A 26,158-nucleotide genomic window follows, 5' to 3' on the forward strand; every position below is an offset into this window, starting at 1 on the left:
CATGAGCCAGACAGCGTCATCTTCGGCCCGCGACAGGGCGCGCTCGGCCGCGACCGTGGCGGGGTTCGGGGCGATCCTGCTGTGGTCGCTCCTCGCTTTGTTCGCCGCGGCCTCCGGCACGGTGCCGCCGTTCCAGCTCGCCGCCATGACCTTCTGGATCGGCGGCCTGTGCGGCTGCGCCACCTGGATCGCCCGGCCGTCCCGGGCCCGGGCTCTGATCCAGCCCTGGCCGGTCTGGCTGCTCGGCGTCGGCGGGTTGTTCGGCTACCACGCGCTCTATTTCAGCGCCCTGCGCCTGGCCCCGCCGGCCGAGGCGGGCTTGATCAACTATCTCTGGCCGCTGCTGATCGTCCTGTTCTCCGCCCGGCTGCCGGGGGCGGGCGGGCTGCGCGCGGGCCATGTCGCGGGCGCGGCTCTGGGACTGGCCGGCGTGGCCGCCCTGTTCGCCGGCCGGGGCAATCTCGATTTCGCCGCGGGGGCGTTGCCGGGCTACGCCGCCGCCCTGGCCGCGGCCTTCGTGTGGGCCGCCTACTCGGTGTTGTCCGCCCGGGTCGGCGAGGTACCGACCGACGCCGTCGCGGGGTTCTGCCTGGTCACGGCGGCCCTGAGCCTGGCCTGCCACCTCGTCTTCGAGACGACGATCTGGCCCGCGGACGCCACCCAATGGGGCGCGGTGCTGCTCCTCGGGATCGGGCCGGTGGGGGCCGCCTTCTATCTCTGGGATATCGGCTGCAAGCGCGGCGATGTCCGCCTGCTCGGCGTCACCGCCTACGCGGCCCCGGTCCTGTCGACCCTGATCCTGGTGGCGACCGGCTATGCCAAGCCCGTGCCGGCTCTGGCGCTCGCCTGCCTGCTCATCGTGGCCGGCGCGCTGACGGCGGTGCGCGCCTCGCGGGCGGCGCCGAAGGCGGTCTAGCTCCGCGGAGTCGGCCGCCAATCCGGCGGGGCCATCTCGAAGCCCGCGAAGTCGAAGCCCGGCGAGACCGTGCAGCCGACCAGCGTCCACGCGCCCAGGCTGGTGGCGGTCTGCCAGTGCCCCGCCGGGACCACGCATTGCGGGCGCTGCCCGGCCGCGAGGTCCGGCCCGAGATGCTGGGCGGTGGCGTCGTGGCCGTTCGGGCTGGTCGTGATCACCAGCGGCGCGCCGGCGTGCCAGTGCCAGATCTCGGTGGCGTCGACCCGGTGCCAGGCGGAGGCCTCGCCGATATCGAGCAGGAAGTAGATCGCGGTGCCGACCGAGCGGCCGTCCACCGTGCGCGGGTCGCGGAAGGTCTCGCGGTAATGCCCGCCCTCCGGATGGGGCTTCAGCCCCAGGGTCGCGATCACCTCGGCTGCCGTCATCATTCGCGTCTCCGTCCTTCGCTTGCCGCCACTCGGCGCCGATGGTACCGGCCAAATCGTTGGAAGGTCCCGAAAAAATGCCGAGCCCGATTGTACGCCTCCACCGCGGCGACCTGCCCGCCGATTACGACGCCGGGCGGGCCGTGGCCATCGACACCGAGACGCTGGGGCTCAATCCGCACCGGGACCGGCTCTGCGTGGTGCAGATCTCCACCGGCGACGGCACCGCCGACGTGGTCCAGATCCCCCAAGATGGCCCGGAGCCGGTCGTGCTCAAGCGCGTGCTCGCCGATCCCGAAATCCTGAAGGTCTTCCACTTCGCCCGGTTCGACGTGGCGGTCCTGTTCAAGGCGTTCGGGGTGATGCCGGGGCCGGTCTACTGCACCAAGATCGCCTCGAAGCTCGCTCGCACCTACACCGACCGTCACGGGCTCAAGGACGTGGTCCGCGAGCTCGTGGGCGTCGACCTGTCGAAGCAGCAGCAATCCTCCGACTGGGGGGCCGAGACCCTGACGCAGGCGCAGCAGGATTACGCGGCCTCCGACGTGCTCTACCTCCACGCCGCCCGGGAGCGGCTCGACGCCATGCTGGCCCGGGAGGGGCGCACCGATCTCGCCGCCGCCTGCTTCGCCTTCCTGCCCACCCGCGCCCGGCTCGACCTCGACGGTTGGCCCGAGACCGACATCTTCGCGCATACGTGAACGACGTTGCCGGCCGCGGGGCGATTCCGGCAGGGCCTGAGACTTTCCCGTCACCGCAGCGCGAACGGTCGCTGCTAGGTTGCTTTCGCCGGGGCTTGCGAGTCCCGGCCAGGCCCTCCTCGCCGGTCACCCACCCGATCAGGCCGGCGAGGAGGGTCCGTCCTCAGGTCAGGGTCCGCAGGCCCGACGGCGTTGCGATCCGGGCTGTCCAGCGCGGGGCCGGGCCGGCCTCGATCCGCGGCGGGTCGGTCAGGCCGAGGTCCGCATGGAGCGCCGCCACCGCTTCCGGCTCCGGATGGGTGAGCGAGAAATCATCGAGATGCGCCCCGAAATCCGGCATCGTCCCGGCCGGGTGCGGGCGGTCGCCCCAGTCCATCACGTAGGGCGCGGCGCCGTCTGCCGGCCAGGTCCCGTCCGGGCGCAGGCCGAAGCGCCACGACAGCGTGCCCCGGGTCAGCGTCGCCGCCGCGCCGAGCAGGTCGGGATGGGCGGCGAGCAGAGTGTCGATGTCATTGGTGCGGGCGACGAAGCCGCGCAGCCGCCGCCCGGCGTCCCACTCCGCCCGCACCCGCGCCGCATCGCCGAGGCCGAACCAGCGGGCGCGGGGCGGCGGCGCTGCCTCGGGATCGACGGCGATCACTTCGAGGAACGTCGATGCGCCGAGGCGGAGCAGATGGTTGCGGGTGCCCATCTCGGAATGGCGCCCGCCCTCCGGCATGTCGAGGCCGAGGCAGGCCCGGACATGGGCCACGCCCTCCGCGAGGTCGGGGGCCACGACGACGAGGTGGTCGAGGGTGAGCATCCGTGCATCTGCCGCTTTGAACGATCGAGACGTCCGCGTGTCACATGCCCTTCCGCAGGTCGAGATGAACCTGGATAAGCAAGCGTCGAAGGTCCTCCGGATCAAGGAAGCGCAAGTCGGTGCAGGCGGTGGCCCGGAATTTCATCCGTTTCTCCGGTGTTAGGTCGCTCCCCAGCACCGCGCCTATGAAATCGCGCAAGCGGCGCGATCCTCGCCCTTGAAGCAGCCAAGACTCGCGGCGGTGGCTTCCTCGAACGACGCGTCCTGATCGTCGATGCTCTGATTGAACCGCTCACCGAAGCGGATGAATTCCGGTGTCGCAGGCATCCGTCCCGATTCCCGCCGCGCCCGGTTCCGCAGCTTGCTCTGCCGGCTCACGACTGCTTTCGCGTCACAATCTGTCTCGCACTCTCTTGAGGAAGGCTCTGAGTTCGGCGCCATCGTAGAACACGATGTCTGCCTCCGACGACCACCACAGCTTTCGCAGTTCCTCGTCCGAGACATCGTCCTGCGTGAGGGTGTCAAGATAGGCTTTCAGGCGGCCTCGTTCGGTTTCGTCCTTGAAAGGGGAAAGAATCCATTGAATTACCGCGTCTTCAGTAGAAAAATACTCCATAAGATCTTGGTGGAATTGACGTGTGAATGTGTCAAATTCTGACGATTTTACCGACGGACGTGAAGCCGATTGGATGATGATTTCAGGGCGGAAGGCTTGTTTTAAAATATCGACTTCATCAGTATTGAGCTTAGTAAATACAATAATTAGAAAAAATAACATGATCATTTCAGATATCCTATAATCATAATCGATCGCGAATATTATTAAGCAACAATCTTAGTGGCGGTGCAGAATGGAACAACCAATGCGCTTTCGAGTCGTTCCAGATATCTAATAATTCCTTGCTGTCGAAATCATCGCTTGTGATAAGAGATAGATAATCACGCAGAGATAAACGGCGCTTTTGCGAAAACGGCTCTATGACAAATTGCAAAAGTTCCGCTTCCGTGCTAAAAATTAGATCGACATCTTGAAAAAAGCGTTCGGTCAATTCGTCGAACTCTGGATGTGTAGCCATATCAATCTCCTTCATTGTAAGGAAACGCTGATTGTACGTGATAACCTCGCGACGACCGTCGATCGCGGACTATGTATATGGCTACGCCATACGTATTTCTCATGTACATCACGCCATCTTTGGTAATGTATGCCTCGCGGCCAGTTCGATATCCGAACCGCGTTGTAAAGTAGGCGCGGTCTTTCTCCCCAGATGCCACTTCATCAACGCGCTGGGCGTTGATTTCCAACGTTCGATTAACGAGGTCGTTAGCTGACTCTCGGGAGTCGAACGAGCCGTCGCGTTACAGTCCGCCATGAGCCAACAGGTTTCCCCATTGGCTCTTCCGCACGCGTTCCATCATCTCTTCGTCGGTCTTTCCGACGTGTGACTCAATTGTATGTCCCCCGAGTTTTTCCTCTTCTTCTAAAACTACGTTATATTGATATTTATCTTTGTTGCTGACATTATATATGTGCGCTGTGTTGTCGTTCTCAGACCGAACTGAACCGTCGTCACTCGTCCACTGTCCCCCGTCCGGATGTCCGGCGGGGACCCGCGGTTGGCCGGGATTGTAGGCGCGAAAGACGAGGCTGAGTCGAAGCAGCTTTACCTCAACACTGAGAGCTGCCAGCTGCCACCGGAACCGGGTGACGACGATCTCTTTCGTGACCATGAATCACCCCGCCTGCGACCGGGTCATTCATAGGCTAATAATCTTATTTGTCAAGCTTGTTCTTGTTTTGTTCGACAATTGACTTTGGAGTAGGCCACGGGCGATTCCACCTCACCTCTCACAGTCGAGGGCCGGGCGTCACGCCCGGCCCCCTCTCACATCACAGCGAGTAGTACTGCACGAACTCGATCGGGTGCGGGGTCATCTCGTAACGCAGCACCTCGGTCATCTTCAGCTCGATGAACGAGTCGATCTGGTCGTCCGTGAACACGCCGCCTTCCTTGAGGAAGGTCCGGTCCTTGTCGAGGCTGGTGAGCGCCTCGCGGAGCGAACCGCACACGGTCGGGATCTTCTTCAGCTCCCGGGGCGGCAGCTCGTAGAGGTCCTTGTCCATGGCCGGGCCCGGATCGATCTTGTTGCGGATGCCGTCGAGGCCGGCCATCAGCAGGGCCGAGAAGGCCAGGTAGGGGTTGGCCATCGGGTCGGGGAAGCGGACCTCGACGCGCTTGGCGTTCGGGCTCTTGGTCCACGGGATCCGGCAGGAGGCCGAGCGGTTGCGCGCCGAGTAGGCGAGCAGCACCGGCGCCTCGTAGCCCGGCACCAGCCGCTTGTAGGAATTGGTCGAGGGGTTGGTGAAGGCGTTGAGCGCCTTGGCGTGGCGGATGATGCCGCCGATGTACCAGAGGCATTCCTGGCTGAGGCCGGCATACTTGTCGCCGGCGAAGACCGGCTTGCCGTCCTTCCAGATCGACTGGTGGACGTGCATGCCCGAGCCGTTATCGCCGTAGACGGGCTTGGGCATGAAGGTCGCCGACTTGCCGTAGCTCTGGGCGACGTTGTGGATGCAGTACTTGTAGATCTGCATGTGGTCGGCGAGCTTGGTCAGCACGTCGAACTTCATGCCGAGCTCGTGCTGGGCCGAGGCCACCTCGTGGTGGTGCTTCTCGACCTTCACGCCCATGGACTGCATCGCGGCCAGCATCTCGCCGCGCATGTCCTGGGCCGAATCCTGCGGCGGGACCGGGAAGTAGCCGCCCTTGGTCTGGACCCGGTGGCCGAGATTGCCGCCCTCGTAATCGGTGAAGCCGTTGGTCGGCAGCTCGTTCGAGTCGAGCTCGAAGCCGGTCCGGTACGGGTCGGCCGCGAACTTCACGTCGTCGAACACGAAGAACTCGGCCTCGGGGCCGACATAGATCGTGTCGCCGATCCCGGTCTGCTGCAGATAGGCCTCGGCGCGCTTGGCGGTGCCGCGGGGATCGCGCGAATAGGGCTCGCCGGTGGCGGGCTCGAGCACGTCGCAGACGATCGACAGGGTCGAGGCCGAGAAGAACGGGTCCAGGCAGGCGGTGGACGGATCCGGCATCAGCAGCATGTCGGACTCGTTGATCGCCTTCCAGCCGGCGATCGAGGAGCCGTCGAACATCGTGCCTTCGGCGAAGATCTCGTCGTCGATGAGCGACACGTCGAACGTCACGTGCTGCCACTTGCCGCGGGGGTCTGTGAACCGGAAGTCCACGTAGCGTACGTCGTTGTCCCGGATGGTCTTCAGAACCTCGGCCGCAGTCGTCATCGTGGGCATCCTCCAGGAAAGGCGTCGGGGATTCTCGCGCGGGGCGTCCACCTTGGGTCGGGCCGCACCGGCCGCGCCGCTTGATATCCGTCGCGGGGCCGCCTTGCCACCCGGGCAGACGGGGAATCGCTCACGGAGCGAGAGGTTTGGCCCATGCGGGCCGCGCGCTCTCGATAGCGTGAACGCCGTTCGGAGGGAATTGGCCCCATCCGGGGTCCGGCGAGGCGGTTTCTGGCATGCTCCATGCAAAGGCGGCAGCGGCCGTCGAGGCGGCGGCAAGCCGTTCGCGTCGCCCGGGATTTGACCAGGTCGCGCATCGACAACGGACGAGAGAACCGGAATGACGAAATATAAGCTCGAGTATATATGGCTCGACGGGTACACGCCGGTCCCGAATCTGCGCGGCAAGACGCAGATCAAGGAATTCGACAGCTTCCCGACCCTCGACCAGCTCCCGATGTGGGGCTTCGACGGCTCGTCCACGAAGCAGGCCGAGGGCGGCAGCTCCGACTGCATGCTCAAGCCCGTTCGCCACTTCCCCGACCCGGCCCGCAAGAACGGCGTCCTGGTCCTGTGCGAAGTGATGATGCCGGACGGCAAGACCCCGCACGAGTCCAACAAGCGCGCCACCATCCTGGATGACGCCGGTGCCTGGTTCGGCTTCGAGCAGGAGTACTTCCTGTACAAGGACGGCCGCCCGCTCGGCTTTCCGGCCAGCGGCTTCCCGGCCCCGCAGGGCCCGTACTACACCGGCGTCGGCTATTCGAATGTCGGCGACGTCGCCCGCAAGATCGTCGAGGAGCATCTCGACCTCTGCCTCGACGCCGGCATCAACCACGAGGGCATCAACGCCGAGGTCGCCAAGGGCCAGTGGGAATTCCAGATCTTCGGCAAGGGCTCCAAGAAGGCCGCCGACGAGATGTGGATGGCCCGCTACCTCCTGCAGCGCCTGTGCGAGAAATACGGCATCGACGTCGAGTACCATTGCAAGCCGCTCGGCGACACCGACTGGAACGGCTCGGGCATGCACTGCAACTTCTCGACCGCGTTCATGCGCGAGCACGGCGGCAAGGCCTATTTCGAGAAGCTCATGGAGGCGTTCAAGAACGCCCGCGAGGACCACATCGCCGTCTACGGCCCGGACAACCACATGCGGCTGACCGGCAAGCACGAGACCGCCTCGATCCACGAATTCTCGTATGGCGTGGCCGACCGCGGCGCCTCGATCCGCGTGCCCCACTCCTTCGTGAACAACAACTACAAGGGCTATCTGGAGGATCGCCGCCCGAACTCGCAAGGCGACCCCTACCAGATCGCCTCGCAGGTGCTGAAGACGATCTCTTCGGTGCCGACCGAGGCCGCTGTCGCCGCCTGAGGCGGAACGGGAGCCTCGGGCTTCCGATGAAACGTTCCGGAGCCGGGCCCGCGCGCCCGGCTTCGCCGTCTTCAGGTCCGGCGCGGGCGCTCGTCGTCGCGGATCGCGGCCTCGTGGTACCAGGCGCCGCCGAAGCTCGGCATCGGCGCGGGCTTGGCCTTCTCCGCCGCCCGCGGTGCCGGTCGGGCGCGCCGGAACGCCGACAATTCATAGATCTTGGCGGTGTCACGCCCGTCGGTTCCGGCCATCACATGGTCCTCCTGAATGGATTCGAGGCGGCCGATCGGCCGTCCGTTCCAGAGGATGTGGGGTTGCCGGCGCAACACTCCATGCCCTGGCACGTCGATGCCGGACATTCGTGCAGCGTGAATTCTTAGGCAGGACGGTGGCGGAGCAAGAAAACGCCGGCGCGCGACGTTGGAATGCTGGTCGCTTCCGGGATCAGGGCACAAGATCCGCCGGCGCGAAGCCGCGCGGATCAGCCGTCAGATCGCGTCGGTGCCGGTCTCGCCGGTGCGGATGCGGATCGCTTCTTCGATCGTCGAGACGAAGATCTTGCCGTCGCCGATGCGGCCGGTCTGGGCCGACTTGCGGATCGCCTCGACGGCGCCCTCGACGAGCGCGTCCGACAGGACGATCTCGAGCTTCACCTTGGGCAGGAAGTCGACCACGTATTCGGCGCCGCGATAGAGCTCGGTATGGCCCTTCTGACGGCCAAAGCCCTTCGCCTCAATGACGGTGATGCCCTGGAGGCCGACCTCCTGGAGCGCCTCCTTCACCTCGTCGAGCTTGAAAGGCTTGATGATCGCTTCGATCTTCTTCATGCCGCTCGGGCCTGCGCTGCGCTGCCGGATATTTCTAACATCGTCGTGAAGCCTCCGCCACGCCGTTTTCGCGACGGGCGCCACGTTAGTGCCCATTCGGCGCGCAGGCTACGCACATCCTTCGGGCTTTCGATGAATTTGTGGCGCGTTTTTAATCACCGGTGTTCGGTGCACGGGCAGACGTGGAGATGAGCATGCGGGTGCTGACGGTCGCGGCGATGCGGCAGGTCGATGCGGCGGCGATCGCGGGGGGGGTACCGGGCATCCGGCTGTTGGAGGCGGCCGGGGCCGCGGTCGCCGAGCGCGCCGCCGCGCGGCTGCCGGCGGGCGGGCGGGTCGTGGTCCTGTGCGGACCCGGCAACAATGGCGGCGACGGGTTCGTGGCCGCGCGGCTGCTGGCCGAGCGCGGCTATGCGATCGACCTGTTCCTGCTCGGCGAGCGCGCGGCGCTGACGGGCGACGCCGCCCTCGCGGCCGAGGCCTGGACCGGTCCGGTGCACCCGGCCGCCGCCGACGCGCTGCCCCCATGTGACCTCGTGATCGATGCCCTGTTCGGCGCCGGACTGTCGCGCGATCTCGACGGCGCGGCCCGCGCCCTGGTGGAGGCCGTGAATGCCGGCGGCCGCCCGGTGCTCGCCGTCGATGTGCCGAGCGGCGTCGACGGCGATACCGGTGCCGTGCGCGGCGTCGCGATCCGGGCCGTGGAGACCGTGACCTTCGTGGCGTTCAAGCCGGGGCACCTGCTCCAGCCCGGCCGGGGCCTGTGCGGCCACCGCCATCTGGCCGATATCGGGACGGGCGCGGCGGCCTTGGAGGTCGGTCTCGGTGCCGCGACGCCACCGATCTACCGGAATGGGCCGGACCTGTGGGCGAAAACCTTTCCCCGGCTCACCGGGGAGAGCCACAAATATACACGGGGCCACGCCCTGGTCCTGTCCGGTCCGGCCACCAAGACCGGCGCGGCCCGGCTCGCCGCCCGGGGCGCCCTGCGGGTCGGGGCCGGCCTGGTCACCCTGGCCTCGCCCCAGGCGGCCCTGGCCGAGAACGCCGCCCAGCTCACCGCGATCATGCTGCGGCCCTGCGAGACGGCGGACGACCTCGACGATCTGCTCACCGACGAGCGGCTCAACGTCGTGCTGGCCGGCCCGGGCCTGGGCACCGGCGAGCCGACCCGTGAGCGCGTCGCGGTGGCTGCCGCCGCCGGCCGCAGCCTCGTGCTCGACGCCGACGCGCTGACGAGCTTTTCCGGACAGGCGCCGCTGCTCGCCGCCCATCTGGCGGATGGCGACGCGCAGGCGGTGCTCACGCCGCATGAGGGCGAGTTCGCACGGCTGTTCAAAGGGACGGAAGCCACCGCCGAGGGGGCCGACAAGGTCGCCCGCACCCGCGCCGCCGCCGCGCTCATCGGCGCCGTCGTGGTTCTGAAGGGATCCGACACCGTGATCGCGAGCCCCGACGGGCGCGCCGCGATCAACGATCACGGCAGCCCCTATCTCGGCACCGCAGGCTCGGGCGACGTTCTGGGCGGGCTGATCGCCGGGCTGCTGGCCCAGGGCATGCCGGCCTTCGAGGCTGCGGCGGCCGGCGTCTGGCTCCATGGCGATGCCGGGCTCCGCCATGGGCCGGGCCTGATCGCCGAGGACATCCCGGAGCTGATGCCCGCCGCGCTCGGGAGCCTCGTCGAAGCCGGGCTCAGGTAACCTCGAACATCGTCCACAGGCCGGTGTCGAACCGCTCCAGCACCGTGGCGCTGATCAGCCAGCGCCCCGGATTGTCGGCCAGGAAGCCGATGCGGGCGGTGCGGCCTTCCAGAAGCTGGAACGTGTCGAGCCAGTAGGGCTCCCAGCCGTCGTCCAGGGGATGGAGCAGGCGGAAGCAGTGGCCGTGCAGGTGCAGGGCCTGCGGGAAGGCGGTCTCGTTGCGCAGGGCCAGCACCACCACCTGCCCGCGCTTCACCGTGAAGATCGGCTGCAGGCCCGTACTCGCGCTGGTGCCGTTCACCGACCAGATTTTTTGGGGATCGCCCGTGTAGACCGGCTCCGGAGCCGGCTTGTCCTTCGGCGCGTCCTTGGCGGCCTCCTTGGCCGCCTTGGGCACGAAGGCGCCGCCGGTGATCATCACGTCGCGCCGCAACGCGTTCTGAAGCTTGATCTCGGCGGGCAGGCGCTTGTTCTCGCCGATCGGCCCGATGGGCGGCCGCTTCTCGGTGATCTTGGCGCCCTTGGTGGTGACGGTGGCCAGGGTCAGGCCCTGGCCGACCAGCGCGATGATCGAGCAGGTGGCGCCTTCCTGTTCGGGCAGGTCGACCATCAGGTCGTAGCGTGTGCCCGGGGGGAACGGCAGGGTCGCGCGCAGGGGCTCGAACGTGTCGGTGGGCTGCCCGTCCACGGCCGCGACATAGACCTTCACGCCCTCGAACCGGAGCCGCGTGCCGCGGGCGTTGCAGGCATTGCCGAGGCGCAGGCGCACCCGCGCGCCCGGGCGCGCCGCGAACGTGTCCGGCACCGGCTTGCCGTTGACCGTCACGAGATTGCCGAGGCGCCCGTTCGTGGCGGCGAAGAGCGGCTGGCCGAACGGCATCAGGCCGGCATCGTCTTCCAGCCGCCAATCCTGCATCACCAGCCCGACATCGGCGTCGACCAGCGGCGGGTTCGCCTCCTCGACGATCAGCATGCCGGCGAGCCCCCGACCGGACGGCTCGCTCGACCCGCCCACGACGAGGGGGCGGATCAGGTAGGTCCCGGCATCCGGGGGCGTGAACTGGTACAGGAAGTCGGCGCCCGGCTGGATCGGCGCCTGGGTCACGCCGCCCACCCCGTCCATCGCGTTGACGTTGCGGACCCCGTGCCAGTGCAGCGACAGCGGCTTGTCGGTGCGGTTCTCGATCTTGAGTCGGACCTGCTGGCCGAGCTTGATCCGCACCAGCGGCGGCACGGTTTTCCCGTCGAAGCACCAGATTGGCGTCTCGGCCGCGGGCTCGGGCCGCAGCCGGGCCTTGCCGGGGGCGGCCGGCAGGCTCGGGGGCGCAGCCTCGGCCGGTGCCGAACCCGGCGTCGTGGGTTTCTCGGGCGCGGTCGCCTGCGCCTGCACCGCCTCCGGCAGCAGCCCGAACGCGGCCGCCGTGGCGAGCAGGGTCCGGCGCGACGGCGTTCCGCCGCGCGGATCGGTCGGCGGCACGGGGCGGGATGAGGTCATGGGGTCTCGACGGCGGCTCGCAGCGGGCCTGGGTAGATAGCCGCGTGCCCGGGCGCGCGCCACCGCTGGCACGGGAGGTTAAGTTTTTTGCTGCGAGCCGTGCGGCCCATGCTATAGGGCGCGCTTCCGGCGGCCGGCGACGCGCCGGGTGTCGGCACGCGCGGGCGTGGCGGAACTGGTAGACGCGCTGGATTTAGGTTCCAGTGTCGCAAGACGTGGGGGTTCGAGCCCCTCCGCCCGCACCAGGACGCTTCGAGATGGCGCGGCCCCGCTCGGGGCCGTCTCATCCCCGTATCCGACACCGTCGTTTCCCGGACCGCGCGACCAAGCCGCACGACGCCGGCCCGGCCGGCGACCACAAGGTTTTTTGAAGAGCGACGACGACGATGCAGGTGACCGAGATCAACGCCCAGGGTCTGAAGCGCGAGTTTCAGGTACTGCTGGCCGCACAGGAACTCGAGGAGCGCCTGACGACCGAGCTCTCCGGCATGAAGGACAAGGTCCAGCTGAAGGGCTTCCGCCCCGGTAAGGTCCCGGTCGCGCATCTGCGCAAGGTCTATGGCCGCTCGGTCATGGCCGAGGTGGTGCAGAACGCGGTCAACGAGGCCAACCGCAAGATCGTGGCCGATAACGGCCTCAAGCTGGCGCTGGAGCCGCAGGTCGAGTTCCCGACCGACCAGGCCGAGGTCGAGAAGGCGCTCGACGCCAAGGCCGACCTGGCCTTTAAGGTCGCCCTCGAGGTGATGCCGAATTTCGAGCTGGCCGACCTCTCCGACGTCAGCCTCAAGAAGCTCGTGGCCAAGCCCGACGAGTCCGAGGTCGACGAGGCCCTGCAGCGCATGGCCGGCCAGAGCCGTCCGTTCACCGAGCGGGAGGAAGGCGCCGAGGCCCAGAACGGCGACCGCGTCACCATCGATTTCGTCGGCCGCATCGACGGCGAGGAATTCCAGGGCGGCAAGGGTGAGGGGATCGACCTGGAGCTCGGCTCCGGCTCGTTCATCCCGGGCTTCGAAGAGCAGCTGGTCGGCGCCAAGGTCGGCGACAAGCGCGTCGTGAAGGCGACCTTCCCGGAGGCCTACGGCGCCGAGCATCTCGCCGGCAAGGATGCCGAGTTCGACGTGACCGTCACCAAGATCCAGGCCCCGGGCGAGGCCAAGATCGACGACGAGTTCGCCAAGTCGCTCGGCATGGAATCCCTCGAGAAGCTGCGTGAGGCGATTGCCAAGGCGATCGGCGGCGATTTCGAGGCGGCGTCGCGCCGCAAGCTCAAGAAGGAGCTCCTGGACGCGCTGGACGGCAAATACGCCTTCGAGCTGCCGCCGACCCTCGTCGCGCAGGAATTCGCCAGCGTCTGGGCGCAGGTGGAGCAGGACCTCAAGGCCCGCGGCAAAACGTTCGAGGACGAGGACACCACCGAGGAGAAGGCCCAGGCCGACTACCGGAAGATCGCGGAGCGTCGCGTCCGTCTCGGTCTCGTGCTTGCGCAGGTCGGCGAGAGCGCCGATATCAAGGTTTCCGACGAGGAGGTGAACCAGGCCCTCATCGCCCGGGTCCGGCAGTTCCCGGGCCAGGAGCAGCAGGTGTGGGACTTCTACCGTAAGAACCCGCAGGCGCTCGCCGAGCTTCGGGCGCCGCTGTTCGAGGAGAAGGTGGTTGACCACGTCCTCGGTCAGGTCAAACTCGTTGAGGAGCCGGTCTCGAAAGAGACGCTTTTCGCCGATGAGGATGACGACGACACGACCGGCGAGAAGCCGGCAGATAAGGCCGAGGCCAAGACCGAGGCAAAGGCCGACTGAGCCCCGCACTGTCCCAGGACGGCGGGCATAGGGTTAGGCGATGGTTAAGCATCGCCGGTGTTCGCTGACATGCCCGGGCTGCCCTGATTCGCGGCAGCCCCGGGCCTCACTCTGGGCAGGACGAGATGAGAGATCCGATCGACGTCTATAACAACGCACTCGTGCCGATGGTCGTCGAGCAGTCGAGCCGCGGCGAGCGCGCCTTCGACATCTACTCCCGCCTCCTGCGCGAACGCATCATCTTCCTCACCGGTCCCGTTGAGGATTACGGTGCGTCGCTGATCGTGGCGCAGCTGCTGTTCCTCGAGGCCGAGAATCCGAAGAAGGAAATTTCCTTCTATATCAATTCCCCCGGCGGCGTCGTGACCTCGGGCCTGTCGATCTACGACACGATGCAGTTCATCCGCTGCCCGGTGACCACGCTCTGCGTCGGCCAGGCCGCCTCGATGGGCTCCCTGCTGCTCACCGCCGGTGAGCCCGGCCACCGGTTCGCCCTGCCGAACGCCCGGATCATGGTCCACCAGCCGTCCGGCGGCTTCCAGGGCCAGGCCACCGACATCCTCATCCATGCCCGCGAGATCGAGGCGCTGAAGCGGCGCCTGAACGAGATCTACGTGAAGCATACCGGCCGTGATTATGCGGCCATTGAGAATGCGCTGGAGCGCGACAATTTCATGACTGCGGATGCGGCCAAGGAGTTCGGCCTCATCGACGAGGTCATCCAGAAGCGTCCCGAGCCCGCAGCCGCCTGACGGTTGCGTCGCCTGACCGCCGCGGCGTGGCCTTGATCCCGCCGCGGCAGCGTGTTTGCATCCGATGACAGGGCCCATCGGTCAAAGGCGCGCAGCATACTGTTTCTTTAAACGGGCCCCCTTACGTTGAAGCGATGCGCGTGCGCCCTTAGCCGGCTGCGTACGCGACGAATCGGAGACCGATATGAGCAAGACTGGCGGCAACGACTCCAAGAGCACGCTGTATTGCTCGTTCTGCGGCAAGAGCCAGCACGAGGTCCGCAAGCTGATCGCCGGCCCGACCGTGTTCATCTGCGACGAGTGCGTCGAGCTGTGCATGGACATCATCCGCGAGGAGTCGAAATCCTCGCTGGTGAAGAGCCGTGACGGGGTCCCGACCCCGAAGGAGATCCGGCGCGTCCTCGACGATTACGTCATCGGCCAGGACTTCGCCAAGAAGGTCCTCTCGGTCGCGGTGCACAATCACTACAAGCGGCTCGCGCACGCGACGAAGCACAACGACGTCGAGTTGGCCAAGTCCAACATCATGCTGATCGGGCCGACCGGCTCGGGCAAGACGCTGCTCGCGCAGACGCTGGCCCGCATCCTAGACGTGCCGTTCACCATGGCCGACGCCACGACCCTGACCGAGGCGGGCTATGTCGGCGAGGATGTGGAAAACATCATCCTCAAGCTGCTCCAGGCCTCGGACTACAACGTCGAGCGGGCGCAGCGCGGCATCGTCTACATCGACGAGATCGACAAGATCTCGCGCAAGTCCGACAACCCGTCGATCACCCGCGACGTGTCAGGCGAGGGCGTGCAGCAGGCGCTCCTGAAGATCATGGAGGGCACGGTCGCCTCCGTGCCGCCGCAGGGCGGCCGCAAGCACCCGCAGCAGGAATTCCTGCAGGTCGACACCACCAACATCCTGTTCATCTGTGGCGGCGCCTTCGCGGGCCTGGAGCGGATCATCTCCCAGCGCGGCAAGGGAACCTCGATCGGCTTCGGCGCGAGCGTGCAGGCCCCGGACGACCGCCGCACCGGCGAGATCTTCCGCTCGGTGGAGCCCGAGGATCTGTTGAAGTTCGGCCTCATCCCCGAGTTCGTCGGCCGTCTGCCGGTCCTGGCGACCCTCGAGGACCTCGACGAGGCCGCGCTCAAGAAGATCCTCCAGGAGCCGAAGAACGCCCTGGTCAAGCAGTACCAGCGGCTGTTCGAGATGGAGAATGTCGACCTGACGTTCCAGGACGATGCGCTCTCGCTCGTCGCCCGCAAGGCGATCGAGCGCAAGACCGGCGCCCGCGGCCTGCGCTCTATCTTGGAGACGATCCTGCTCGACACGATGTACGATCTGCCGGGTCTCGAATCCGTGGAGCAGGTTGTGATCGGTCCCGAGGTGGTCGAGGGCAAGTCGCGCCCGCTCTACATCCACGGCGACCGCAACAAGGAAGCGCCCGCCAGCGTGAGCGCGTAAGCGCTTGGTAGGGTTGCGTTAAGCGCCCGGCTCCGGCCGGGCGCGCTGCGGGGAACATCTTGAAAACGCTGCCCCCCGCAGCCACCTCAGGCTCATCGCGGTGGCCGCTCGCTCCTTCGAGGAACGGTCCGCGTCGCCAGCCGCAAAGTTCACGACCATCCCGACCCTCGCGGCCCGGTCGGCCCCTGGCAGTCGGTTCGCCCCATCTCCGGGGGAACCGAAGCCGGGCGTCCCTGAGAGGAAGTCTCCCATGACACAGTCGAAATCGCGCCAGCCGGTCGTCCCGGGTTCGACGGGCTCCTATGCCGTTCTGCCCCTGCGCGACATCGTCGTCTTCCCGCACATGATCGTGCCCCTGTTCGTCGGCCGCGAGAAGTCGATCCGCGCCCTCGAAGAGGCCGTGCGCACCGATCGCCACATCCTGCTCGCCACCCAGATCAATGCGGGTGACGACGATCCGGCGACCGACGCCATCTACAAGATCGGGACGCTGGCCTCCGTGCTGCAGCTGCTGAAGCTGCCCGACGGCACCGTGAAGGTTCTGGTCGAGGGTATCGGCCGCGCCAAGGTGACGGGCTTCACCCGCTCCGACGAGTATTACGAGGCCACCGCCGAGGCCCTGCACGACGAACTCGGCGACCGCGTCGAGGCCGAGGCGCTCGCGCGCTCGGTGCTCTCGGAGTTCGAGAACTACGTCAAGCTGAACAAGAAGATCTCCCCGGAGGTCGTCTCGGCCGTGACCCAGATCGATGAGCCCTCGAAGCTCGCCGACACGATCGGCTCGCACCTCCTCGTCAAGATCTCCGACAAGCAGGGCATCCTCGAGACCCCCACGGTGGCGCAGCGCCTCGAGCGCGTGCTGTCGCTGATGGAGAGCGAGATCTCCGTGCTCCAGGTGGAGAAGCGCATCCGGACCCGCGTCAAGCGGCAGATGGAGAAGACCCAGCGCGAGTACTACCTCAACGAGCAGATGAAGGCGATCCAGAAGGAGCTGGGCGATTCCGAGGACGGCCGCGACGAGCTGGCCGAGCTCGAGGAGAAGATCGAGAAGACCAAGTTCACCAAGGAAGCCCGCGACAAGGCCACCGCCGAGCTGAAGAAGCTCCGGCAGATGTCGCCGATGTCCGCCGAGGCGACGGTGGTGCGCAACTATCTGGACTGGATGCTCGGCATCCCGTGGGGCAAGCGCTCGAAGATCAAGAAGGATCTGCTCGGCGCCCAGGTCCTGCTGGACAACGACCATTTCGGCCTGGACAAGGTCAAGGAGCGGATCGTCGAGTACCTCGCCGTGCAGCAGCGGGCGAACAAGCTCACCGGCCCGATCCTGTGCCTCGTCGGTCCCCCCGGCGTCGGCAAGACCTCGCTCGGCAAGTCCATTGCCAAGGCGACGGGTCGCGAGTTCGTGCGCATGTCCCTCGGCGGCGTGCGTGACGAGGCCGAGATCCGCGGTCACCGCCGGACCTATATCGGCTCGATGCCCGGCAAGATCGTGCAGTCGATGCGCAAGGCCAAGACCTCGAACCCGCTCATCCTGCTCGACGAGATCGACAAGATGGGCATGGATTTCCGTGGCGATCCGTCGGCGGCGCTCCTTGAGGTGCTCGACCCTGAGCAGAACAGCACCTTCAACGACCACTACCTGGAGGTGGATTACGACCTCTCGAACGTGATGTTCGTGACCACGGCCAACACCCTCAACATCCCCGGCCCGCTGATGGACCGGATGGAGGTGATCCGCATCGCCGGGTACACCGAGGAGGAGAAGGTCGAGATCGCGCGCAAGCACCTGATCCCGAATGCCCTGAAGAAGCACGGGCTTGGGACGCACGAGTGGTCGATCGACGACGATGGCTTGATGATGCTGGTCCGCCGCTACACGCGGGAAGCCGGCGTCCGCAACCTGGAGCGCGAGCTGTCCAACCTGATCCGCAAGGCGGTGAAGGAGATCCTGATCACCAAGACCAAGTCGGTCGCGGTGAACGTGGAGACCCTTCCGGTCTTCCTCGGCCCGCCGAAGTTCCGCTACGGCGAGATCGACGCGGACGATCAGGTCGGCGTGGTCACGGGTCTGGCCTGGACCGAGGTCGGCGGCGAGTTGCTGACGATCGAGGGTGTCATGATGCCCGGCAAGGGCAAGATGACCGTCACGGGCAACCTGAAGGACGTGATGAAGGAGTCGATCTCGGCGGCCGCATCCTACGTGCGCTCGCGGGCGATCGATTTCGGGATCGAGCCGCCGCTGTTCGAGCGTCGCGACATCCACGTCCACGTGCCTGAAGGGGCGACCCCGAAGGACGGCCCGTCCGCCGGCATCGCCATGGCGACCGCCATCGTCTCGACGCTGACCGGCATCGCGGTCCGCCGCGATATCGCGATGACCGGTGAGGTCACGCTCCGCGGTCGGGTCCTGCCGATCGGCGGCCTGAAGGAGAAGCTGCTGGCCGCGCTTCGCGGCGGCATCAAGATCGTGCTGATCCCCGAGGAGAACGCCAAGGACATCGCCGAGGTGCCTGACAGCGTGAAGAACGGGCTGGAGATCATCCCGGTTTCCCGGATGGATCAGGTGCTGGAGAAGGCCCTGGTGCGTGCGCCGGTCGCCATCGAGTGGGAGGAGCCGCTGCCCGTAGCCAAGCCCGCCCGGACGGAAGAGGACGGCGCGGCGTTCATCGCCCACTGACCCGCTCCGTGATCCGATGAGACAAGCCCCCGGAGCCCGCTCCGGGGGCTTTTTCGTGGGACGAGCCCGCCATGCGCATCCTGCTGATCAACCCCAACACCAGCCAAGCCGTGACCGACCTCGTCGCCGGTCATGTCCGCCGCCAGATCGGCGAGCGGGCGGCGTTGCGGGCGGTGACCGGCCGCTTCGGGGCCCGCTACATCGCGAGCCGCGCGGCTGCGGCCATCGCGGCCCACGCCGCTCTCGACGCCCTGGCCGAACACGGGGACGGGTGCGATGCGGTCTACCTGGCCTGCTTTGGGGATCCGGGCCTATTCGCCCTGCGGGAGCTATCCCCGGTCCCGGTGATCGGGATGGCCGAACCGGCCTGTCACGAGGCCGCCGCCACTGGGCGATTCGGGATCGTCACCGGCGGGGCGGCCTGGGGCCCCATGCTGAGCGAGTTCGTCGGCACGATCGGCCTGGCCGACAGGCTCGCAGCGATCACCACGATCGCCCCGAGCGGCGGCGAGATCGCCGCGGATCCGGATCGCGCCTTGGGCGCCCTGGCCCAGGCCTGCCGGGATAGCCACGCGGTGGGCGCAGAAACGGTGATCCTCGGCGGGGCCGGCCTGGCGGGCCTCGCCCCGCGCATCGCCGGGCAGGTCCCCTGTCCGCTGATCTGCTCGGTCGAGGCCGGCACAAGGGCCGTCCTGGCCGCCACGGGGGCGCCACCCATGCCGCGACCGCGCCCGGTTCCGGTCGAAAGCACCGGCCTTACGCCTGCACTGGCCCGCCGCCTCGCCGCCCCCGGAGGAGCCCCCTTGCATCGCACCGACCCCATGCCGTAACGGTCAGCCGCCGGGCGGTTAGCTCAGTTGGTAGAGCGTCTCCTTTACACGGAGAGGGTCGGGGGTTCGAGTCCCTCACCGCCCACCAGGGCGATACAGCTCGGTTCCGGGATCCTCGAAAGGGCGGCCCGATCTGCAGATCATCCGCTCTTTGCGGCACTGCCTTAGGCTTGATCCGGACTAAGGAGACCGGCGCGGCTCCGTCCCCGGCTTACGCCGAGCGGACACGCGCCAGCCGGCCGGGGCCCGGTCTCCCGCACGATTCACCAACCGCGGTCGATCCGCTTCGCGCCGGCACTATATCCGGGGCAAGAGTGATCACCGGAGATGTCGTGTGCCTGTGCGCCTGCTGAACAACGGCAATAACAAGATCCAGATCGCGCAGGATTTTTTGGACACTTCGGACGGGACGATCACCATCAACGGCGATGGCAGTCACGTCCTGATCGGGGATGGGGCCAACGCGTTCGAGCGGATGTCGCTCACCTGCGGCCCCAGCTCCACCGTGCATATCGGGCACGGCGTGCGTCTGGCCTCGGTGCAGATCTATGTGTGCCCGCATTCGAAGCTGCTGATCGGCCATCACAGCGCCTTCGCCAACGAGGGCCAGATCTTCGTGCACGAGACGAAGCCGATCACGATCGGGCACAATTGCCTGATCTCGGAGGGCGTCAATTTCTGGGTGAGCGACGCCCATTCGATCATCGACCTCGAATCCGGCCGCCGGATCAACCCGTCGCGACCGATCCATGTCGGCCACCGGGTCTGGCTCGGTCGCAATGTCAGCGTGTTCAAGGGCGCGCATATCGGCGACGGCTCGATCATCGGGGCCCAGTCGATCGTCAGCGGCGTGATCCCGGCCAATGCGTTGGCGTATGGGTCGCCGGCCCGGGTCGTTCGGGAGAATGTCAGCTGGGACATCAACCTGATGCCCGAGGATGCCTCCGATCCCGGCCTGCCGCGTGAGAGGGCCGTCCCAGCCGACCGCCCGTCCCAGGCCGACGTCACCCGGCTCGCGCTGGCGGAGGCGCATTACCGGACGGAGGCGGTCCAGACCGTGCTGGCGGCGGTGCTCGCGAGCCAGAGCTGGCGCGGCCTCGACCGCAAGAAGTTCCGGCGGCTGATCGCCGAGGCGGGCAGCGCGATCCCGAACGAGGGGCCGGCCGCCGTGCAGCACGCCGTCCTGCTCGCCGAGGCGCGCAAGGTCCTCTGGCTTGGGTGAGGGGCCGTCCGCACCGTCGGTCCATTACGTCGGCTTCCGGGACGACCGCTACTGGAACGCCTACCGGATCTTCGGCGGCCCGCGGGTGATCCACCGCCGCTGGGATTTCTACGCGACCCGCGATGTCGGGCCGGGCGACGTCGTGATCTTCGCCGAGGGCGACGAGACCCAACCGTTGGCCGACCGCAACGCCACCGATATCGACGAGCGCTGGCTGCTTGGCCCGCGCTCGGACACCTAATTCCTGAGCGACAGAGCCGCCCTTACGACGACCTCGGGATGCGAATGCGGGAACATGTGTCCGGCGCCCGGCACCATCTCGAGACTCGCGCCCGGGATCAACCGGGCGGCGACGACGCCGTGCAGGTAGGAATTCACCACGATGTCGGCGCCGCCGCACAGGATGCGGGTGGGCACCCGGAGGCTCGGATAGCGCAGCGCGCTGCGGGTCAGGGCCGGCCAGAGCCAGCCGGCGTCCTCGCCCTCGGCGGTGATCTGGGCGGCCCGGCCCGCGAGTTCGAACGGAAAGTTCTGGCGGAATGGCTGCGGCATCGCCTGGGGCAGGAACATCGCGTTCCAGAGCAGCGGCAGCAGGGCCGGATCGCTCGAGGCGTGCAGGATCCGGGTCAGAAGATCGCCGCCGAGCGGCAAAGCCCGCGGCCCGAACAGCAGGTGCTCGAGGCGGAGTTCCGGGAAGCAGACCGGTGCCAGGGAAACGATCCCGGCGATCTCGTCCGGGTAGAGCATCCCGTAGGCCAGGGCGATCGCCGCCCCGAAGGAGTGGCCGAGGATGACCGGCCGTTCCAGGCCGAGCTCCCGGACCGCTGCCCGGATCTGCGTGGCCTGATCCCAGATATCGGCTCCGCGCCCCCGCGGCCGCAGGCTGAACCCGTGGCCCGGGCGGTCGACGGCGACGACCCGGAAATGCTCGGCCAGAGCCGGCACCGGCCCGAGCCACTGATCCTCCAGGCACATCAGCGTGCCGTGGATCGCCACGAGGTCGGGGCCGGAACCCGTCTCCGCATAGGCGATTGTCCGCTCGTCCGGCAGCTGGACGAACCGGCGCGGGACGATGCGGGGATCGGCCTGCTCCCCGGAGGTCGGCCGGGCCGGCCCCGGGAGGGAATGCGCAGCGACCGGCAATTACAGACGCTTCCTGCGGCCGGGAGCGGTCCCGAGCAGCGCCAGGGCCGCCACGGTCCCGACGCCCACCAGCCCGGCCGCCGTGGCGAGCGGATGAAGGCTCGCGCGCGTGTAGGCGCTGGTGCGCATCACGTAGACCGGCGGGTCGCCGCGGGTGGCGCCGGCGGAGACTGGCGCATGCAGGGCTCCGGTCGGGTCGCGGGGCGGGATGCCGCGCTTCTGCATCGCGATGATCGCCGGACCCATGTAATCGTAGGCGCCCGGGGCGAATTCCTTGCCGGCCACGAAGGCCTTGCCGGCGCCGCCGACGAAGATGTCGCGCTGCGGGTGCACGGCCGCGTGCAGGATCGCGTTGGCGACCTCCTCGGGTGGGTAGATCGGCGGCGGCAGGCTCGGCTCGCGATCCATGTAGTTGCGGGCCCGCTGGGGCAGGGGCGTGTCGATCGAGGCCGGCTTGACCAGCGTCACCGAGATCGGCGCATCCTCGACCATCAGCTCCATGCGCAGGGCGTCGGTGAAGCCTTTCACCGCGTGCTTCGAGGCCGCGTACATGCCCTGGAACGGGAAGGCGAGGTCGGAGGCGATGCTGCCGACATTGATCAGCGCGCCGCCCTGCTTGTGCAGGTGCTCGACGGCGACCAGCGACCCGTAGATCGTGCCCCAGAGATTGGTCTGGATCAGGCGGTGATGGTCTTCGTCGCTGATCTCGCGCAGGCGCCCGTAGATCGAGGCCCCCGCGACGTTGACCCAGGTGTCGAAGCCGCCGAACGTCGCGATCGCCTGGTCGGCGACCGCCTGGACGTCGGCGCGGTTGCCGACATCGGCCACGACGTGGAGCGCCTTGCCGCCGACGCCCTCGATCTCGGCCTGGATCCGCGCCAGGGCTTCGCCGCTGCGGGCGGCCAGCACGACCCGGGCCCCGCGCTCGGCCGCCATCCGGGCGGTCGCGAGGCCGATGCCGGACGACGCGCCGGTGATCACCACGACCTGCTCGCTGAGCGGCTTGTGCTTCATCGGTCTTCCCCACATCCGCGATCCCCGCGACCGGCCACGGGGGCCGGCGCGTTCACGCTCAGGGGGTTAGTCGCCCGGCGGGCCGCAAGGTTCCGCCTCGGCCGGGGGCGATCGCGTCGCAGGCGCCGTCCGGGCGCCTCAACGTCCGTAGATATCCTCGACGCGGATGATGTCGTCCTCGCCGGTATCGATCCGCCGGTGCCACTCCCCGCGGCTCCGGTGCCAACCGATCCTGCGGGGATCGCGCGCGCCGGGCTGGGGTAGTCCTCGGCGCGGGCATCGTTATCTCTCAGCGGACCATGACATCCTCAGCGACAGCCCGCCCGACCCCCGATGACGCCGCGCAGGGCCAGCGCCGGATCCCGTCGGTGGAGCGTCTCGTCGGCGGGGCCTCGGAGGAGGTCCTCGCCGCCTATGGGCGCACCGCCTTCACCGCGGCGGTGCGGGCCGTCCTCGCCGAGATCCGGGCGGAGGGCGGTACGGTGCCGGATGCGGCGGCGATCCGTGAGGCGGCGGCCCGGAACCTCGCTTCCGAGCGGCGCCCGTCCCTGCGGCCGGTGTTCAACCTCACCGGCACCGTGCTGCACACCAATCTCGGCCGTGCGCTCCTGCCGCGCTCGGCCGCCGAGGCGGTGGCCGCCGTGATGGTCCAGGCCAGCAACCTCGAATTCGATCTCGCCACCGGCGCACGGGGCGAGCGCGACGACCATGTCGAAGGGCTGATCTGCCGCCTGACCGGGGCCGAGGCGGCGGTCGTCGTCAATAACAACGCCGCTGCGGTCCTGCTGGTGCTGAACGCCCTCGCCATGCGCAGGGAGGTGGTGGTCTCGCGCGGCGAGTTGGTGGAGATCGGCGGCTCGTTCCGGGTCCCCGACGTGATGGCCCGCGCCGGCTGCCGGCTGCGCGAGGTCGGCACCACCAACCGCACGCATCTGCGCGACTTCGCCGAGGCGCTCGGGCCGCGCACCGGCCTCGTCATGAAGGTGCATCCGAGCAACTACGCGATCACCGGCTTCACCGCCGAGGCGGATCCGATCGCGCTCCACGTCCTCTGCCGGGAGCACGGCGTGCCCCTGGCGGAGGATCTGGGCAGCGGCAGCCTGGTCGACCTTTCCGCCTACGGCCTGCCGCCCGAGCCCACCGTGCGGGCGGCCCTGGCGCGGGCGGACGTGGTGACCTTCAGCGGCGACAAGCTGCTCGGCGCCGTCCAGTGCGGGATCGTGGCCGGACGCAGGGACCTGATCGCCCGGGTGCGCAAGAACCCGCTCAAGCGGGCCCTGCGGGTGGACAAGATGACCTACGCGGCCCTGGAGGCGGTGCTGCGCCTCTATCTCCATCCCGAGCGGCTGACGGAGGAATTGCCGACCCTGCGCCTGCTGACCCGCCCGCGCGCGGCGATCGACGCGCAGGCCCGGGCCATCGCCCCCGCGGTCGCGGACCTTGTGTCCGGCTGGGCCACGGTGTCGGTCGGGGATTGCATCAGCCAGATCGGCTCCGGCGCCCTGCCGGTGGAGACCCTGCCGAGCGCCGCCTTGGTCCTGGCGCCGGAGGGCGAGGGCGGGCGCCGCGGCGCCGGGGGCCGCTGCAAGCGGCTGGCCGAGCGCCTGCGCGGATTGCCGGTACCGGTGATCGGCCGCATCAGCGGCGACACGCTGGTGCTCGACTTGCGTACGCTGGAGGACGAAGCCGGGTTTCTGGACAGCCTATCGAACTTGTCATCCCCAGGTGTCGCAACGCCGGACCGACGGGGTTGTTGAGAAAGGGCTGGTCAAGCAGGAGCTTGCGCGTGTGGCGAGCATGTTATGCTAGGATGACCAACCCGCGGTCGCGGTGCGAGACAGGCGGCACTCGGACCGCGATGGGCGAGACACATGTCGTATTCAGTGGACACGATCGAGACGGAGCAGGCGATGGATCCGCTGCTCCTCGATAACCAGCTTTGCTACGCGCTCTACGCGGCCGCGCACCGGATGACGAAGTCTTACCGGCCGCTGCTGGAGCGGCTCGGCCTGACCTATCCGCAATATCTCGTCCTGCTGGTGCTGTGGGAGCAGGACGGCGTGACCGTCTCGGAGATCGGCCGGCGGCTGCGGCTCGATTCCGGCACGCTCACGCCGGTGCTCAAGCGCCTGGAAAGCGCGGGCTTCCTGGTCCGGACCCGGCGCCAATCCGACGAGCGCGAGGTCGAGATCGCGCTCACCCCGCAGGGCGCGGCCTTGCGGGCGGAGGCGGTCACGGTGCGCGAGAGCGTGATGTGCCAGCTGGAGCTCAGCGAGCCGGAGATCCGGGCCCTGCGCAAGGATCTCGGGACCCTGATCGAGCGGCTGAGCGCGAACGGCAACGACTGACGGACCTCACCGCCGCAGGCGGTTGCCCAGGACGAAGCCGTAGAGCCCCATCAGGATGATCCCGACCGCGCCTTCCAGGCCGACCAGCAGGTTGGTGACCCGCCCGGTCGGCTTGAGGCCGATCTCAGGCGGGTTGGCGGTCATCATGTTGAGGGCGCTGTAGCTCATCAGGTCGATCGGGTTGTAGGTCGGCCCCGCCTCGGGCCCCTCCACCACGAACAGGCCGCCGGTGAGCCCGTAGAGGCCGGCGAAGACGAGGATCAGCAGCGCGAAGGCCCGGGCGATGCGCGACAGGCTCTCGCCGTAATCGCACAGCCATTCGACGAAGCGGTCGGCGGTCCAGCGGTAGCCGTGGCGCAGGATCCCGGCCCAGTCCCGCTCGGCCCAGGCGGCGCGCGCCTGGTGCCCGGCATGGAAGCGGCCCATCCGGCGGCCGCGCTTGTACGCCCAGCTCGCCGCATCGTGGCTGCCGATGCTCTTCCAGTTCTGCTCCAGGGCGAGGTAGCTCGCCTGCGCCAGCTCATAGGCGCCGGTCACCTCCTCGCCCACGGCGCCGCCGAGCTGCTCGACGCTCATCCGGGTGCCGTTGAGCCAGGCGCCGGCGAAGCGGGCATGCCGCAGCCGACAAGTGGCGAGGTTGAGCCGCACGAGATCGGTATCCGACAGGTCGGCACCGGACAGGTCGGCGCCGTCGAGCTTCGCCCCGGTGAACTTGGCGCCGCGCAGGCGCGAGCCGGCCAGCGAGGCCTTGGTCAGGCTGGCGCCCTCGAAATCGGCATGGGTCAGGTTGGCGTCGGCGAGCTTGGCCTCGTCGAGCCGCGCATCCCGGAATACGGTGTCGTCCGCGTCGGCGCCGGAGAAATCCGCGCCCCAGAGGTCGGCCTCCGCGAAGCTCGCCCCGTCCAGGAGTGCGCCCGACAGATCCGCAAAGCGCATCGCCGCCTGGCCGAAGCGGGCATCCTCCAGCATGGCGGAGGCGAACTTGACCTGCCCGGCCACGATGCCGGTGAAATCCGCCCCCGACATGTCCGCCTCGGACAGGTCGGCCTCCTCGAGGATCGCCCCGACGAAGCGGGTCGAGCGCCCGACCGCCCCGGTGAGGCTCGCCCGGCGCAGGTTGGCCCCGGATAGGTCGGCCTCCTCCATGCGGGCGCGCGACAGGTCGGCCTCGGCGAGCGGCAGGCCGCCCGATTCCGCGTCGGCCGGCGCGGTCCCGCCGGCGGCGAGCGCGGTGCCGCTCGCATCGACATGCGCGAGGTCGAGACCCGGCTCGCGGACGGGCGTGCCGGCCGCGATCAGGTCCAGGAGCCCGCGCAGGCGCGGCTCTACGTCTCGGGGCGTGACCTGATCCATCCGGGCTCTTTGCCGGAGAGAACGGCGC

27 protein-coding genes, 2 tRNA genes and 1 pseudogene are annotated in these 26,158 nt (G+C 68.1%); 15 read left to right on the plus strand and 15 right to left on the minus strand.

Annotated features, from left to right (window positions below; all coding sequences use genetic code 11):
- Position 1 precedes the first annotated feature (1 nt).
- Positions 2 to 916 (plus strand): aromatic amino acid exporter YddG, encoded by a 915-nt coding sequence (gene yddG, locus BMZ47_RS03990; protein ID WP_091858862.1) that lies wholly within the window; start codon positions 2 to 4, stop codon positions 914 to 916.
- Here yddG and BMZ47_RS03995 read toward each other — a convergent pair.
- Positions 913 to 1,341: a cupin domain-containing protein gene (locus BMZ47_RS03995; RefSeq protein WP_007567132.1), complete on the minus strand. Its 429-nt coding sequence runs from the start codon at positions 1,339 to 1,341 to the stop codon at positions 913 to 915. The two genes, yddG and BMZ47_RS03995, sit on opposite strands and share 4 nt — an antisense overlap.
- Positions 1,342 to 1,418: 77 nt before the next feature.
- On the opposite strand from BMZ47_RS03995, the gene BMZ47_RS04000 reads away from it, so the two are divergent.
- Entirely contained in the window at positions 1,419 to 2,042 is a 624-nt protein-coding gene (locus BMZ47_RS04000) for a ribonuclease D (protein WP_091858865.1), read from the plus strand.
- A gap of 163 nt (positions 2,043 to 2,205) precedes the next feature.
- Here BMZ47_RS04000 and BMZ47_RS04005 read toward each other — a convergent pair whose 3' ends face one another.
- The 8 genes and pseudogenes from BMZ47_RS04005 to glnA form a co-directional block, all read right to left on the minus strand.
- A complete protein-coding gene (locus BMZ47_RS04005; RefSeq protein ID WP_091858869.1) occupies positions 2,206 to 2,844 on the minus strand; it encodes a VOC family protein in 639 nt (212 codons plus the stop codon).
- A gap of 40 nt (positions 2,845 to 2,884) precedes the next feature.
- Complete coding sequence (locus BMZ47_RS28400) at positions 2,885 to 3,043, minus strand: hypothetical protein (protein WP_007567135.1); 159 nt, start codon at positions 3,041 to 3,043, stop codon at positions 2,885 to 2,887.
- A complete protein-coding gene (locus BMZ47_RS04010) occupies positions 3,028 to 3,222 on the minus strand; it encodes a hypothetical protein (RefSeq protein WP_039903853.1) in 195 nt (64 codons plus the stop codon). Before BMZ47_RS04010 ends, BMZ47_RS28400 begins: the two co-directional genes overlap by 16 nt.
- A 13-nt stretch (positions 3,223 to 3,235) precedes the next feature.
- The gene (locus BMZ47_RS28860; protein ID WP_244536725.1) at positions 3,236 to 3,628 is read right to left on the minus strand and encodes a hypothetical protein; all 393 of its coding nucleotides are present in this window, start codon (positions 3,626 to 3,628) and stop codon (positions 3,236 to 3,238) included.
- Positions 3,629 to 3,644: 16 nt separating this feature from the next.
- Entirely contained in the window at positions 3,645 to 3,920 is a 276-nt protein-coding gene (locus BMZ47_RS27770; protein WP_139220924.1) for a hypothetical protein, read from the minus strand.
- A gap of 1 nt (position 3,921) precedes the next feature.
- Positions 3,922 to 4,185 (minus strand): annotated as a pseudogene (locus BMZ47_RS04020) (RNase A-like domain-containing protein); the annotation flags it as partial.
- A gap of 18 nt (positions 4,186 to 4,203) precedes the next feature.
- Complete coding sequence (locus BMZ47_RS28865) at positions 4,204 to 4,575, minus strand: hypothetical protein (protein WP_244536727.1); 372 nt, start codon at positions 4,573 to 4,575, stop codon at positions 4,204 to 4,206.
- A 160-nt stretch (positions 4,576 to 4,735) separates the two neighbouring features.
- Complete coding sequence (gene glnA, locus BMZ47_RS04025; RefSeq protein WP_007567139.1) at positions 4,736 to 6,145, minus strand: type I glutamate--ammonia ligase; 1,410 nt, start codon at positions 6,143 to 6,145, stop codon at positions 4,736 to 4,738.
- Between the two features lie 340 nt (positions 6,146 to 6,485).
- On the opposite strand from glnA, the gene BMZ47_RS04030 reads away from it, so the two are divergent.
- Positions 6,486 to 7,520 carry a glutamine synthetase beta-grasp domain-containing protein gene (locus BMZ47_RS04030; RefSeq protein ID WP_007567141.1) on the plus strand — a complete coding sequence of 345 codons (1,035 nt, stop codon included), beginning with the start codon at positions 6,486 to 6,488 and terminating at the stop codon, positions 7,518 to 7,520.
- A 71-nt stretch (positions 7,521 to 7,591) separates the two neighbouring features.
- On the opposite strand, the gene BMZ47_RS04035 is transcribed toward BMZ47_RS04030, so the two are convergent.
- Together BMZ47_RS04035 and BMZ47_RS04040 are read right to left on the minus strand one after the other, a co-directional pair.
- Positions 7,592 to 7,768 (minus strand): DUF2735 domain-containing protein, encoded by a 177-nt coding sequence (locus BMZ47_RS04035; RefSeq protein ID WP_007567143.1) that lies wholly within the window; start codon positions 7,766 to 7,768, stop codon positions 7,592 to 7,594.
- 237 nt (positions 7,769 to 8,005) lie between these two features.
- Positions 8,006 to 8,344, minus strand: coding sequence for a P-II family nitrogen regulator (locus BMZ47_RS04040; RefSeq protein WP_003600526.1), 339 nt, complete (start codon positions 8,342 to 8,344; stop codon positions 8,006 to 8,008).
- A 194-nt stretch (positions 8,345 to 8,538) separates the two neighbouring features.
- On the opposite strand from BMZ47_RS04040, the gene BMZ47_RS04045 reads away from it, so the two are divergent.
- On the plus strand, positions 8,539 to 10,044 hold the full coding sequence (locus BMZ47_RS04045; protein WP_208601009.1) for an NAD(P)H-hydrate dehydratase: 1,506 nt from the start codon (positions 8,539 to 8,541) through the stop codon (positions 10,042 to 10,044).
- Here the strand turns inward: BMZ47_RS04045 and BMZ47_RS04050 are convergent.
- Positions 10,037 to 11,539, minus strand: a complete 1,503-nt coding sequence (locus tag BMZ47_RS04050; RefSeq protein ID WP_091858877.1) for a multicopper oxidase family protein — start codon at positions 11,537 to 11,539, stop codon at positions 10,037 to 10,039. The two genes, BMZ47_RS04045 and BMZ47_RS04050, sit on opposite strands and share 8 nt — an antisense overlap.
- 160 nt (positions 11,540 to 11,699) lie before the next feature.
- Between BMZ47_RS04050 and BMZ47_RS04055 the strand changes: the two genes are divergently transcribed.
- From BMZ47_RS04055 to BMZ47_RS04095, 9 genes are all read left to right on the plus strand, one after another.
- Positions 11,700 to 11,784, plus strand: a tRNA-Leu gene (locus BMZ47_RS04055).
- 141 nt (positions 11,785 to 11,925) lie between these two features.
- A complete protein-coding gene (tig, locus tag BMZ47_RS04060) occupies positions 11,926 to 13,335 on the plus strand; it encodes a trigger factor (RefSeq protein WP_091858880.1) in 1,410 nt (469 codons plus the stop codon).
- A gap of 125 nt (positions 13,336 to 13,460) precedes the next feature.
- A complete protein-coding gene (locus BMZ47_RS04065) occupies positions 13,461 to 14,087 on the plus strand; it encodes an ATP-dependent Clp protease proteolytic subunit (protein WP_007567155.1) in 627 nt (208 codons plus the stop codon).
- Positions 14,088 to 14,271: 184 nt separating this feature from the next.
- Positions 14,272 to 15,543 (plus strand): ATP-dependent Clp protease ATP-binding subunit ClpX, encoded by a 1,272-nt coding sequence (clpX, locus tag BMZ47_RS04070; protein ID WP_007567156.1) that lies wholly within the window; start codon positions 14,272 to 14,274, stop codon positions 15,541 to 15,543.
- A 250-nt stretch (positions 15,544 to 15,793) separates the two neighbouring features.
- A complete protein-coding gene (gene lon, locus BMZ47_RS04075) occupies positions 15,794 to 18,220 on the plus strand; it encodes an endopeptidase La (RefSeq protein ID WP_007567159.1) in 2,427 nt (808 codons plus the stop codon).
- 71 nt (positions 18,221 to 18,291) lie between these two features.
- Positions 18,292 to 19,050 (plus strand): aspartate/glutamate racemase family protein, encoded by a 759-nt coding sequence (locus BMZ47_RS04080; RefSeq protein WP_091858883.1) that lies wholly within the window; start codon positions 18,292 to 18,294, stop codon positions 19,048 to 19,050.
- 12 nt (positions 19,051 to 19,062) lie between these two features.
- Positions 19,063 to 19,138: transfer RNA gene (locus tag BMZ47_RS04085), tRNA-Val, on the plus strand.
- 246 nt (positions 19,139 to 19,384) lie between these two features.
- Positions 19,385 to 20,272: an acyltransferase gene (locus tag BMZ47_RS04090; protein WP_139220925.1), complete on the plus strand. Its 888-nt coding sequence runs from the start codon at positions 19,385 to 19,387 to the stop codon at positions 20,270 to 20,272.
- Positions 20,265 to 20,513 carry a hypothetical protein gene (locus BMZ47_RS04095; protein WP_091858887.1) on the plus strand — a complete coding sequence of 83 codons (249 nt, stop codon included), beginning with the start codon at positions 20,265 to 20,267 and terminating at the stop codon, positions 20,511 to 20,513. The genes BMZ47_RS04090 and BMZ47_RS04095 overlap by 8 nt, the downstream gene beginning before the upstream one ends.
- Here the strand turns inward: BMZ47_RS04095 and BMZ47_RS04100 are convergent.
- Both BMZ47_RS04100 and BMZ47_RS04105 read right to left on the minus strand, forming a co-directional pair.
- Positions 20,510 to 21,415, minus strand: a complete 906-nt coding sequence (locus BMZ47_RS04100) for an alpha/beta fold hydrolase (protein ID WP_091858889.1) — start codon at positions 21,413 to 21,415, stop codon at positions 20,510 to 20,512. The genes BMZ47_RS04095 and BMZ47_RS04100 overlap by 4 nt on opposite strands.
- Entirely contained in the window at positions 21,416 to 22,429 is a 1,014-nt protein-coding gene (locus BMZ47_RS04105; RefSeq protein WP_091858892.1) for an SDR family oxidoreductase, read from the minus strand. It abuts the gene before it with no gap.
- Between the two features lie 299 nt (positions 22,430 to 22,728).
- Between BMZ47_RS04105 and selA the strand changes: the two genes are divergently transcribed.
- Together selA and BMZ47_RS04115 are read left to right on the plus strand one after the other, a co-directional pair.
- Positions 22,729 to 24,186, plus strand: a complete 1,458-nt coding sequence (gene selA, locus BMZ47_RS04110; RefSeq protein ID WP_091858895.1) for an L-seryl-tRNA(Sec) selenium transferase — start codon at positions 22,729 to 22,731, stop codon at positions 24,184 to 24,186.
- Between the two features lie 114 nt (positions 24,187 to 24,300).
- Complete coding sequence (locus tag BMZ47_RS04115; RefSeq protein ID WP_007561845.1) at positions 24,301 to 24,777, plus strand: MarR family winged helix-turn-helix transcriptional regulator; 477 nt, start codon at positions 24,301 to 24,303, stop codon at positions 24,775 to 24,777.
- Positions 24,778 to 24,783: 6 nt separating this feature from the next.
- On the opposite strand, the gene BMZ47_RS04120 is transcribed toward BMZ47_RS04115, so the two are convergent.
- Positions 24,784 to 26,130 carry a pentapeptide repeat-containing protein gene (locus BMZ47_RS04120; protein WP_091858896.1) on the minus strand — a complete coding sequence of 449 codons (1,347 nt, stop codon included), beginning with the start codon at positions 26,128 to 26,130 and terminating at the stop codon, positions 24,784 to 24,786.
- Between the last annotated feature and the right edge of the window lie 28 nt (positions 26,131 to 26,158).

Origin of the sequence: Methylobacterium brachiatum (genome assembly GCF_900113845.1) — a bacterium.
GTDB lineage: Bacteria > Pseudomonadota > Alphaproteobacteria > Rhizobiales > Beijerinckiaceae > Methylobacterium > Methylobacterium brachiatum.